The organism is Streptomyces sp. NPDC059037 (assembly GCF_042740015.1).
Lineage (GTDB): Bacteria > Actinomycetota > Actinomycetes > Streptomycetales > Streptomycetaceae > Streptomyces.
On record NZ_JBHYIG010000235.1, the window covers coordinates 1 to 12077 of the forward strand.

Below are 12077 nucleotides of genomic sequence, written 5' to 3' on the forward strand. Positions count from 1 at the left end.
GGGGTGGCGTCCGTTCGACGGCGGACTTGCCGGGGGTGGGGGCGACAATGGGGGGGAGAGTCAATTGTCCCAGCCCCGCGCCCCTTCGGGGCGCTCCTTCGGGGCGTACCCCTACTCGTCCTCGTCCTCGTCGTCGAGGCGGGCCAGCCACGTCGCGAGGCGCTCCACCGGCACCTCGAAGTCCGGGTTGAGGTCGACGAAGGTGCGGAGCTGCTCGGCGAGCCACTCGAAGGTGACCTCCTCCTCGCCGCGCCGCTTCTCCAGTTCCTCGATGCCACGGTCGGTGAAGTACAAGGGGGGCTCCGCTGGACTCGAAAACGCTCTGTCTCAGCCAGGATAGGCGTCATTCCCTCGCCCTTGCCCCATGCATCGAGTTAGCCTTCTCCTCCTTGTCATGGGGGAACGGGGGTCTTTGTGACGGATGGGATCGCACAGATTCGGCTCGACGACGGCACCGCCGTCTGGGCGCGTATCACCGAGGCACAGGAAATCGACGGCGGCAGCGGCTTCCGGGACACCGGGGTCGGCGATCGCGTCATCGACATGGCGAGCGGACTGAGCGACGTCGTCAGCGGGGTGGTGTGCTCCCTGCGCGCCGGGCTCGCACCCACCGGCCCCGTCGAGGTCGCCGTGAACTTCGGCATCGAGCTGTCCGCCCAGTCCGGCAAGGTCGTCAGCGTCCTCGCCGACGGCGGCGGCAAGGCGTCCGTTTCCGTGTCGCTGACCTGGACGGAACCAGCGACGGAACCCGCGACGGAACCAGCGAGGGAACCAGCGACAGAACCCGCGACGGCACCAACGGCCACGGCGACTGGCGTGCAATGAGCGCCTTCCAGGGGACAGTGCGCCCCTCACTCGCGCGCATCGTGGAGCCCGGCGAGGGGTATGAGCAGCACGGTGACCACTACTGGGGCTCGGGCTTTTTCATTGCCCCTCAGTGGCTGCTGACCTGCGCACATGTCGTGGGAAAGGGGGGAGCCGCAGTGTGGCGGAGCGAGCAGGCCGTCGGCGTCGTCTGGCAGGGCGGCACCGCCACGGGCAGGGTCGTCCTTGCCAAGCCCCGCCCTTCGGTCCCCGAGGAGAACCGGTCGCGCTGGGAAGTCCCCGACATCGCCCTGGTCCACGTCCCGGACGCGCGCGACGCCCCCTGCGTCTGGCTGAGCGAGCGGCCCCCGTCCATCCCCGCCGAGATCAGCCTGCACGGCTGGTCGCGGGAGACCGGTGACCTCGGAGTGCGCGACGGGCTCGGCCAGGCCCAGGCGCACGACACCAGGACGCTGCTGCTGACCGGCGTCCTGCCCGTCGAGGGAGTCTCCGGCGGGCCCGTCGTCGACCGGGAGTCCGGAGCCGTCATCGCCGTGGTCAAGGCCGTCGGCCGCAGCGAGGGCCTCGCGGTCCCGGTCACCGCGCTGCACGAGCTGTACGACCTGCCGGGCGGCGACGTCCTGCACACGGTGCTGCGCGAACACGACCGCCACCACCTGCGGCGCTACCGCGAAGGCGGCTCCGACGACTGGACGCGCACCCAGCTCAAGCTGCGCACCCGCGGCGCACCGGGACTCACCCCGGACCTGCGGGTGCACCTGTACGGCCTGCTCGCCGAACTCCCGCCGCCCAGCGGCCCCGGCGAGGTCATGAAGCTCGTCGAAAAGGTCAAGTCCCGTGTGCTGGCGGATGATTTCCGCTCGCCCATCGAGCAGAGCCCGCGCAGCTGGCGCGAGGGGGCCGGGCTCCTGCACGACCTGCCGGACATCCGGGGAAAGGCCAAGCCGCACGAACTCGACCTCGACGCCGTGCTGTTGTACGCCGCGAAGGTCGCCCGGCACACCGCGCTCACCCGCCGCGACACGGCCGCGCCACAGGCGCTGCGCGACCTCGCCGACTGGGTGACCTTCCGGTCCGAGATGGCCCGCGGCCCGATCGCCGAGGAGATCGGCCGCGCCCTCGCCCCGGTCCTGAACGGCACGGACGTCGCGCCCCCGCCCACCGCGACCGTGCGGGAGAACCGCAGCCGGGCCCGCGCCGACGTCCTCGTGGAGGTCGGCGAACCCGACTACGGCGGCCGCTACCCGTGGCGGGTCAAGCTGCTGTTCGACGGCCGCGACGTGAGCCCGTTCGACGGCGACGACCGTGGAGTGCCGCGCTCCCAGCTGCGCAGGACCCTGCGCGGGCCCCTCGCCGGCGCGCTGCGCCAGGGCGACAGCGGAGAGAACCTCGCCGCCGTCGAGGCCCTGCTGCCACGGCAGTTGTTCGACGAACCGATCGACGCCTGGCGCCTGATACCCGATGGAGCCGACGACGATTACGACGAGTGGGACCCGCCCTACATGCCGCTCGGCCGGCGCCGGGTCGTCGTCATCCGCGACCGCAGGCGCAACGCGAGAGACGCCATCCCCGAGTGGCGGCGGCTGTGGAACGCCGCCGACGGCCCGCTGGCCGCCGTGCCGCTGCGCGACGAGGCCGCCGTGTCGGGGCACGGCCCGTCCGTACGCCGCGAGAGCAGGCCCGCGGCGTTCGGCAGGCTGATGGGGGCCGAGCGCGGATCGGTGCCGGTCTATTGCGGGCACGTCGAGCACGGCGACGGCTTCGCCGCCATGTCCACCGCCCTCGCCGCCGGACACCCGCTCGCCCTGTGGCGGCGCAACGGCCAGAACCACGACGACTGCCAGGAGTTCCACGACCGGGCCGGCCGATTTCTGGCCAAGGCCGGCAGCGCCGCCGGACTCCGCGAGCGCATCCAGGAACTGCGCGTCCACGCCAGCACTCCGGAACTGGCCGCCGACTCCGGATGGGCCGACGGAATCGCCGTTCTGTTCGACCCGCCGGACCGTCCGCCGTATGGTACTGAAGCCATCTCGCCCCCACCCATGGAGACTTGATGGACCGTCAAATTCCGGAAGGAGGCCGGAAGGGGACCGGAATCAGGGTCGAAACGCCGGGCAGGTCGGCGGTAGTGTCATCGTCGCCTGTACCCGCTGCGCGGCCTCACCAGAGCCGGGAGGAGCCCAAGGTGAATGACTGGCGGATCTACCGCGGTGTCGGTGAGCCGCACGACGGTGTGCAGCGGTTACCCGCCCCGCCCCCCTGGCGCGACTTCGCCGCATCGGGACGGGACGCGGAACCGGGCACCGACCCGAGCACGGCCCGCAGGCTCGGCTTCCAGCGCACCCTCGTCGAGAACTACGCACCCAGGCCCGCCGAGACCGACGCCGTCAACGCCGCGCTGTATCTGCGCCGCCCGCTCCTGGCGACCGGCAACCCCGGCACCGGAAAGTCGACCCTCGCCTACGCCGTCGCCCACGAGCTGGGCCTCGGCCGGGTCCTTCGCTGGCCCATCGTGAGCCGCTCCACCCTCCGGGACGGGCTCTACCGCTACGACGCCATCGGCCGCCTCCAGGACGTCCAACTGGAGCGCGCCCAGGGCGAGCCGGGGGGCCACGCGGCGGCGCCCGGCATCGGCTCGTACATCCGGCTCGGACCGCTCGGCACCGCGCTGCTCCCCTCCGACCTGCCGCGCGTGCTGCTCATCGACGAGCTCGACAAGAGCGATCTCGACCTCCCCAACGACCTCCTGAACGCCCTGGAAGAGGGCGAGTTCGCGATACCGGAGCTCGAACGCATCGCGGACCGCGAACCCGCCGTCCAGGTGCTCACCGACGACGGCCGCAAGGTGACCGTCACCGGAGGCCGGATCGCCTGCACCACGTTCCCGTTCATCGTGCTCACCTCCAACGGCGAGCGGGACTTCCCGGCCCCGCTGCTCAGGCGCTGCGTCCAGCTCGAACTGGAGCCGCCGGGCGAGGAGCAGCTCAAGTCGATGGTCGAGGCCCATCTCGGCGGCGCGGGCGCGGCCGATGGCCGGGATCTGATCGACCGGTTCCTGGAACGCGAGCCCGGCGAGGTCATCGCCGCCGACCAGCTCCTCAACGCCCTCTATCTCACCCAGCACGCCCCGCACACCGAGCGCCTCACCCGGGAGCGGATCGCCACCTTGCTCATGCGGCCACTCGACCGTTCGAGGTGATGGCCCGGTGCAGCGGATGCATCTGGGAGAGCTCATCGGCAGGCTCCGTGACGGCGGCCTCGACCCCACCGCCGAGGAGGTCGCCGACGCCGTCTGGCTCGCCCAGTGGCTCCCGCACGCCTCCCGGCCCGGCGAACCGGACGCCCCGCAGGACACCGCCCCACCGCGGTCCGGCGACAACCGGGAACCGGCGGGGGAGGGAGCCGACGGAACCGCCGCCGAAGCCCCCGAACCGCCGCTCCGGGCGGCGGGATCCGCGGACGTGCCCCTGCACCTGCCGGGCGGCACGGCGGACTCCCGTGACGCGGGACCCGGGCTTCCCGTGCGCGCCCCTGCGGCGGCCGCCCTGCCCGGACTGCTCGGCCTGCAGCAGGCCCTGCGCCCCCTGCGCCGCTACGCCCCGTACCCCGTCCGCCCCGTCGACGGCAGCCTCGACGAGGACGCCACCGCCGAACGCTTCGCCGTGACCGGCCTCCTCGTCCCCGTCCTGCGCGCGGCCCGCCACCGGAGCGTCGACGTCCAGCTGCTCATGGACACCGGGCCCGCGATGGCCGTGTGGGAACAGCTGGTCGAGGAACTGCGCCAGGCCTGCGAGCAGTCGGGCGTCTTCCGCGACGTCCAGGTCCACCAGCTGTACGACAACGGCGACGGCGTCCCGCTCGTCGGCACCACCACAGGACCGCACAGCCGCACCCGCCTGCGCTCGGCCGATCAGCTGCACGATCCGGCGGGCCGCCGCCTCACCCTGGTCGTCAGCGACTGCGTGGGCCCGTTGTGGCAGAGCGGCGCGGCGCAGCGGCTGCTGCGCACCTGGCCGGGCGGCTCGCCGATCGCCGTGATCCAGCCGCTGCCCTCCCGGCTGTGGGCGCGTACGGCACTGCCCGCCGAGCCGGGACTCCTCACGCGTACGCCGGAACCGGGCGGCCGCACCGTCTTCGACCCCGCCGACGAGCCGTGGGAGCCGCTGCCCCGCGGAGCCAAGGCGATCCCCGTGCTGCAGCCGACCCCCGAGGCGTTCGCGGCCTGGGCGCGGCTGCTTGCCGGTCAGGGCGGACCCGTGCCCGGCTGGGCGGCCTGGGTGACCCCGGAGTCCGACGGCTCGGGAACCCCGCTCGCCCCCGTACCGCCGGCGGGGCGCAGCGACGACGAGCTGCTGCGGGCCTTCCGGGCCACCGCGTCGCCCGGCGCCATGCGGCTCGCCGTCTGTCTCGCGGCGGCCCCGCTCTCGCTGCCCGTCATGCAGCTCGTCCAGCGCACCATGCTGCCCGACACCGGGCCCATGGAGCTGGCCGAGGTGCTGCTCGGCGGGCTGCTCAGGCAGCTGCCGGGAACGGAGGCGCGGCCCTGCTTCGTCTACCCCGCACGCGTCCAGGAGCTGCTCCTCAGCTCCCTCGACCGGGCCGCCGCTGGCCTCGTGCTCAAGCACTGCTCGGCCTATGTGGAACGCCACTTCGACCGTGGCACCCGCAACTTCGCCGCCCTCGCGGCGGCCCGCCTCGCCGGTCACGACGAGCAGGAAGGCGACCCGGACGCCGCATCCGGTGCCGACGACATCGCCGACGCGACGACCTCGGGAGTCGAGTCCGAACTGTTCGCCACGGTCCCCGCGCGCGTCCTGCGCTTCTACCAACCGGACCTCGTGGCCGCCGAGCCCCTCCTGGAGGCCGAGCGGCTCCTGGCCAGGTGGCACGACCAGGCGGACCCCTCCGTGCTGCTCCGCGCGCGGGCACAGGCAGAGGCGGCGCTGCGGGGCAGCGGAGACGGGGCCGCCGAGGACGCCGAAAGCTCCGTACGGGCCCGTCTCGTCCTCGGCCGGGTGCTGCGCGCCGAGTCCGGAACGGCGCGCGTGCGCGGGACCGAGCGCGCCCTCACCCTGCTGCACGAGGCCGCAGCCGTACTCGACGAAGCCCTCTCGGCGGCCGCCGACGGCAGCCCGGCCCACGCCGACGTCGCCCTCGAACTCGCCGCCGTACAGCACGAGTTGTGGCGCACCACGCAGGACGCGCACTTCCTTCAGCGGGCGCTCGCCGCGCTGCCGGGGAACCCCGCGCAGTGGCCCGCCGACCGCCGCCGCGCCCTGCTGCTGCGCCGCGGACGCCTCCTGCTCGCCGACGGGAATCCGGCCGCCGCGGCCCGCGAACTCCGCGCCGCCTGCGACATGCTGGACGCCGACGGCGCTCCTGACGGCGTACGCTGCCCGGCCCTGCTCGACCTGGCCGAAGCCCTGGCGGTCGTCGACACCCCCGAGGAGACCGCCGCCGTGTTCGCCAGGGCGGAACAGGCCGCCGGTACGGACCCGGCGCTGCGCCTGCGCTGCCTCTCCGCACGGGCGGCCTTCCACGAGGCGAACGGCGACCACCTGAACGCCGACCGCGCCTACGAAGCCGCCGCCCACCTCGCGCCGCCCGACAGCGAGCGCCGCAGCGGACTGCTCACCGTCTGGGGCGAGTCGCTGCTGCGCCGAGCCGCCGCGGAGACCGGCGCGGCGATCGTCGACCGCGCCGAGAACGTGCTGCGCGAGGCGCTCACGGCGCTGCCCGCGCGCGCCCCCGACCGCGGCAGGCTGCTCGGCCTGGTGGGCAGCGCGCTCGCCCAGCGCTTCCGTCATCTCGGCTTCCTGCCCGACCTGTTCGAGAGCCGCCACCTCCTCGGCCAGGCGATCCGGGGTGCGCGCGACGCACGGGTCCGCGCCGAGGGGCGGCTCCAACTGGGCCGTGTCATCGTCGAGTTGCGCCGCCGCACCGGAACTCCCGTGCTCGCCGAGGCGTTGCAGGCGTACGAGCACGCCGAACAGGAGGCCCGCATCGCCTACGGCCGTACGCCGGGGTCGGTGACGGCGGCGCGTGCGCTGCACGGGCAGGGCGGCGTCCTTGAACTGATGGGCCGCTCGGCCGCCGCGCGCACCGCCTACCGGTCGGCCGCCGACGAGTGGCGGCAGCTGACCGGCGTACTGCGTGAAGTGGACTGGCAGGAAGTCGAGTTGACGCGCGCCAGAGCGGTGGCCGTCGGTGCCGACGAGCTTGCCCTTCCCGGTGCCGACCGGCTGTCCGACGAGGACTGGGACCGGGCGTCCCCGCCGTGGTGCACCTGGGGAGGGGTGCGGGCAGTGCTCACCGCGTAGCAAGCAGTGCGCACCGCGCAACAAACGGACGTGTGGCCGGAGTTAAGTCGAACAGGTTTCTGTTTCACCGGCCTCGGGAAGAACCGTGCAGCCGTGACGGCCGTACGGGACGGGTGTCGTGAGAGAGGAGCCGATGGTGTCGGAGCAGGTGAAATGGGTGACCGGCCCCGAAGGGGGCCCCGGGCGAGCTCCGCTCCTGCTCGACCTGGCCCACGTGGACCTGCGGACATTGCGTGCCATGGACGATCCACGGCTGGCCGAGGCGGTCGAGCGCGTACTCGGTCACTCGCGGGATCTCGGCGAGTCCTGGTACGGCCCCACCGACCCCGACCCGGTCCACAGAATCCCCGCCGACCACCAGTTTCCGGCCGGAAGCGGTCGATTGTCGCCCGGTGAGGAAAGGGCGGGGTGACGCTGGCGCCGGTATCCTCCGCGGTCTTCGCAGAGCTGGCCAGGACCAGACCCCTCCCGACGGGTGCGACGGCACTGCGTGCCGGGCTGTACACCCGCCGTATGGTGCTCCTCAAGGCCCTCATCGCCCGGGTCGACCGGATGGATCCCGTCGTACGCCGACGGTTCGACCGGGACTGGAAGGTCCTCGAGCAGGCCGAGCTGGCCCGTCCCGCCGTTGTCCGGGACGTCTTGGACTACCCCATGACCGGCGCCTGGCTCGCGGCGAACCTCTCCGTGCCCGACGGGCCCGCGTTCGAACGGCATCTCACGCACTTCGGCGCCGTCGCCGCCACCGCCGCCGTGCGCGCGGGCTGTCAGGTCACCATGGCCGTCGAGGTTCCATCGGGCCTGCTCGCGCTGCCGGGGCTCGGTGTCCTTCGCTGCCCGGCCGGCCGGGCCCGGCTGCGGATCCGGGACGGGCTGCTGCGGGCGGAGGGCGGCGGCATCCCCGGTGGCACCCTCCTGCATGTTCCACCGGGGGGCCGGCCGCGTGGCGGCGGCCGTGGCTGGTCCGGGCTGCGTGACCTGCCCGACGACACCGTCGTACTCGACGACCTGGACCCCTACCGCGTACCGGCCTCCGGCATCGGTCCCGCCGCGCTGCCCGCCGCCGAGCGACGCCAGGCGCCGCACCGGTCCTGGGCGGAGCGCTGGCGCGGCGCCCGGCGGCTCCTGCTGGCCACCGACCCCGGCCGGGTCACCGAGATCGGCGCCGTCCTGCGGGCCGTGGTCCCGCTCGGACCCGGTGTCCGCCACGGCGCGCGGCAACCGATGAGCGCCACCCTGCGGGCCGCACCCGGGGCGGTCCTGACCGAACTGCCCGTCAGCGCGGAGGAGATGGCGGAAGTACTCGTCCATGAGGCGCACCACACCAAACTGGCCGCCCTGCAAGAGCTCGTACCGCTGTGCGAGCCGGGTGGGGCTGCCGTGCACCGGGTCGGCTGGCGTCCGGACCCCCGCCCCATAGCGGGCGTCCTCCAGGGCGCCTATGCCCATCTGGCGCTCACCGACCTGTGGCGACGGGCGGGCGCCGGCACCGAAACGCCCCGGTCGTGGCGGCGTCGGTCCACAGAGCAGTTCGACGCATACCGCGATCAGGTCGAAAGCGCCTTGTCGATCCTGCTCGAATCCGATGAACTGACCTTTGAGGGGCGGGAGTTCACCAGAGAAATGGGCAGACACCACGCGAGCCTTGGCCGGTGCTCCCGGCTTCTCGGATGACACTGTGTCCACGATTAGTGACATTGGGTACGTGCAGGTGCAGAGGGAGTACAGATGGCGGATGAACGGCGGTCGGGCGGGTCCGGACGACGGACCTCGGACCGGGGCGGCGCGGAAGGGCCGGAGCGCTTCTTGGTGGTCTTCCCCGGCTACCACCGGCCGTGGGCCGCTTGGATCGCCCACCGGCTGGAGAGCCACGGCCACCAGGCCGTCCTCCAGCGGTGGGACCCGCAGCGCGAGGCGCCCCTCGCGGACGCGCTCGGAGACCTGCTGCTCGCCCGTGGACGGGTGCTCCTCGTCCTCAACGACTGGTTCTTCGAGCTGGGCCCGCGACCGGCCAGCGAATGGAACGACGTACTGCGCGGCTTCGTGGCGGCCAACGCCGACCGGTTCGCCGCCGTCAACCTGACGAACCGCCCCCTGCTTCCGGCCACCGCCGTCCTCGAACCGGCCGCCCTGTGGGGCCTCGGCGAGGAGGAGGCCGAACAGCGTCTGCTCAGCCGGCTCGGCCTGGAGGCCAGGTCCGTCTCCCGCCGGGCCATCCCGGGCCGCGGCGTCCGCTTCCCCGAGGCCCAGCCGGAGATCTGGGGCGAAGTACCGCGCCGGAACCCCCGGTTCACCGGTCGCGACGACCTCCTCCTCGAACTCCACCAGCGGCTCACCGACGCCGAACGGGGCAACGCGGCCTGCACCCTCGTCGGCATGTCCGGCATCGGCAAGACCCAGATCGCCGCCGAGTACGCCAACCGCTTCCGCCCCGACTACGACGCCGTCTGGTGGGTCAACTCCGACGACCGCAACATCCAGCGCGACCGGTTCGGTGAACTGGCCGTCGCGCTCGGCCTGAACAGCGGAAACGAGCCCGGCGAGCGCATCCGCGCGGTGCGCGACGCGCTGCGGCGCGGCCAGCCGCACTCCCGCTGGCTCGTCATCTTCGACGGCTGGGACGACATCGAGGGCGCGAACGTCCTGCTGCCGAACGGCCCCGGCCACGTCCTGATCACCTCGCGCAACCGCGGCTGGGGCGAACACACCGACCTGCTCGATGTGCCGAGCTTCGACCGGTCCGAGTCCACCGGCTATCTGATGCGCCGCGCCCCGCACGTGACCGCGGCAGAGGCCGACGAGGTGGCCGCCGAGTTCGGCGACGTCCCGCTGCCGCTCGTCCAGGCCGCCTCCTGGCTCGGCGAATCGGGCATGGAGGCACCTGAATACCTGCGCATGGTGCGGGAGCGGCGTCTTTCCACCGCCGACGAACTCTCCACCGGTGACGGCCTGCCCCAGTCGTCCCTGACCTCCTGGTCGATACTGATCAACCGGCTCCGTCGCTCTCAGCCGCAGGCCATCGACGTCCTCAATCTGTGTACGTCCTTCGCCCCCGGCCGTATCCCGCTCGGCCTGATCCGCGCCTACCCGCAGGCCGATCTGCCCGAGGAACTGCGCTGGATGGCCACGGATCTGCCCGCCTGGACCAGGGCCCTGGACACCCTCGTCAACTACTCGGTCCTCAGCCGTGAGAACCGCGGTCCCGCCAACGCCGACATGGGCCCGCACCAGGAGTCGGTGCACATGCACCGGCTCGTCCACGACATCGTCACCCGGCTCACCGACGACGAGGGCCGCGAGACCTACCGCAGGGCCGTCCGCAGGCTGCTCGCCGAAGCGGACCCCGGCAACCCCATGGACAGCAGGAACTGGCCCCGGTACGCGGAGCTGCTGCCTCACCTGGAACCCTCGGGCACCCTCGCGAGCACCAGCGAGCGGGTTCAGGTCGCCGTACTCAACTGTCTGCGCTACTGCCTGAACAGCGGTGAGTTCAAGGCCGGGCTCGAACTGGCCGAGCAGATCCGCCACCGGTGGTCCGGGTTCATGGACCCGCTGGCCCAGCCCATGCTGGACCTGACCCGGCAGGAGGGCAACATCCTGCGGGCCAGCGGCCGCTTCCGTGAGGCGTACGAGCTCGACAAGGGCCAGCTGGAGCGGCTGCGCGGCGCGACCCCGCGCAATGAGCTCGGCGAACTGCTCACCAACAGCGCCATGGCCGCCAGTCTGCGCCACCTCGGGCAGTACGAGGAGTCCATCGGGCTTCAGTCGAAGGTCCTGGAGGAGGCCGGGCGGCTCCTCGGCCCGGACGAGCTGGTCTCCCTCAACGCCCGGCACAACCTGGGCGTCGGCCTGCGGCTGCTCGGCCGCTATCAGGAGGCGTACGACCTCGACGTCGAGACCCTCGCCCGGCGCGAGAGCGTGCTGCGCGCCCGGCACGTCAACACCCTCAACTCCGGCAACGCCTGCGCCCACGATCTGCGGCTGCTCGGCCGCTACCGCGACGCGGTGGCCCGCCACGAGTCCGTGCTGCGGCTCCATGTACAGGTGCTCGGGCCGCAGCACCCGCAGACCCTGAACGCCCGCGCCCAACTGGCGCTCAGCCGACGCCGCGAGGGCGGCTTCCAGCAGGACGTCGGGGCCACGATGGCCGGCCTTCTCGACCAGCTGGTGCAGGTGCACGGCCGCGGCCACTACCGCACGCTGTCGTTCATCACGGACTACGGCAACTACCTGCGCGAGCACGGGGATCTGAGCCAGGCCAGGGACCTGATCGCCGAGGCGGAGGCCGGCTACCGCGCCCTGCTCGGACCCGCGCACCCCGTCGCCACCGGCATGGTCGCCAACACCGGAATGATCATGCAGGCGGCCGGTGAACGCGCCGAGGCCCTCTCGATGTTCGAGTCCGCGCTCGGCGGCCTGACGGCCACGCTCGGCGCCGACCACCCCTGGGTGCTCGGCTGCGCGCTCAACGCCACCGGTGCGCGTAACTTCAACGGACGCATCGTGGAGGCCTCCGAGCTGAGCCGGGAAACCCTGCGGCGGGCCCGCCACACGCTCGGCGACGAACACCCGCTGACCCTGTCCTGCCAGGTGGCGCTCGCCGCCGACCTGCGTGCGCTGCGGGAGCGTGAGGAGGCCGAGAAGCTGGAGGAGGACGGCCTCCTCGCACTGACCCGCACGCTCGGCGCCCAGCACCCGCACACCCTCTCGGCCCGCCAGCGCAACCGCCCGTACTGGGACTTCGAGGCGTACTTGGGCTAGCCCCGTAAGGGGCGCGGGGAACTGCGCGAGCAACCACAACACACCCGCAGCCCAAAAAGGGCCGGGGGGGGGGGGGGGGGGGGGGGCGCGGCGGCCCCGCCCGCGCACACGCCACCGCCCCGACGAGGCACCCAGACAAAAAGATCATAAGAGAGGACTCACAGGAGCACT

8 protein-coding genes are annotated in these 12077 nt (G+C 72.9%); 7 read left to right on the plus strand and 1 reads right to left on the minus strand.

Going from position 1 to position 12077, the window contains the following annotated elements:
- Positions 1–111 precede the first annotated feature (111 nt).
- Positions 112–294, minus strand: coding sequence for a DUF6104 family protein (locus ACFWY6_RS34450; protein WP_003961784.1), 183 nt, complete (start codon positions 292–294; stop codon positions 112–114).
- A gap of 120 nt (positions 295–414) precedes the next feature.
- Here ACFWY6_RS34450 and ACFWY6_RS34455 point away from each other — a divergent pair, with 120 nt between their 5' ends.
- The 7 genes from ACFWY6_RS34455 (at position 415) to fxsT (ending at position 11906) form a co-directional block, all read left to right on the plus strand.
- Positions 415–825, plus strand: a complete 411-nt coding sequence (locus ACFWY6_RS34455; RefSeq protein WP_384699016.1) for a CU044_2847 family protein — start codon at positions 415–417, stop codon at positions 823–825.
- The gene (locus ACFWY6_RS34460) at positions 822–2879 is read left to right on the plus strand and encodes a trypsin-like peptidase domain-containing protein (RefSeq protein WP_384699019.1); all 2058 of its coding nucleotides are present in this window, start codon (positions 822–824) and stop codon (positions 2877–2879) included. The genes ACFWY6_RS34455 and ACFWY6_RS34460 overlap by 4 nt, the downstream gene beginning before the upstream one ends.
- Positions 2880–3010: 131 nt before the next feature.
- Positions 3011–4024: a MoxR family ATPase gene (locus ACFWY6_RS34465; RefSeq protein WP_361811984.1), complete on the plus strand. Its 1014-nt coding sequence runs from the start codon at positions 3011–3013 to the stop codon at positions 4022–4024.
- A 16-nt stretch (positions 4025–4040) separates the two neighbouring features.
- Positions 4041–7145 (plus strand): SAV_2336 N-terminal domain-related protein, encoded by a 3105-nt coding sequence (locus ACFWY6_RS34470; RefSeq protein WP_384699033.1) that lies wholly within the window; start codon positions 4041–4043, stop codon positions 7143–7145.
- Between the two features lie 133 nt (positions 7146–7278).
- Complete coding sequence (locus tag ACFWY6_RS34475) at positions 7279–7557, plus strand: hypothetical protein (RefSeq protein ID WP_384699022.1); 279 nt, start codon at positions 7279–7281, stop codon at positions 7555–7557.
- Between the two features lie 101 nt (positions 7558–7658).
- Positions 7659–8819: an aKG-HExxH-type peptide beta-hydroxylase gene (locus ACFWY6_RS34480; protein WP_384699025.1), complete on the plus strand. Its 1161-nt coding sequence runs from the start codon at positions 7659–7661 to the stop codon at positions 8817–8819.
- 54 nt (positions 8820–8873) lie between these two features.
- Entirely contained in the window at positions 8874–11906 is a 3033-nt protein-coding gene (gene fxsT, locus ACFWY6_RS34485; protein ID WP_384699027.1) for an FxSxx-COOH system tetratricopeptide repeat protein, read from the plus strand.
- Positions 11907–12077: the final 171 nt, after the last annotated feature.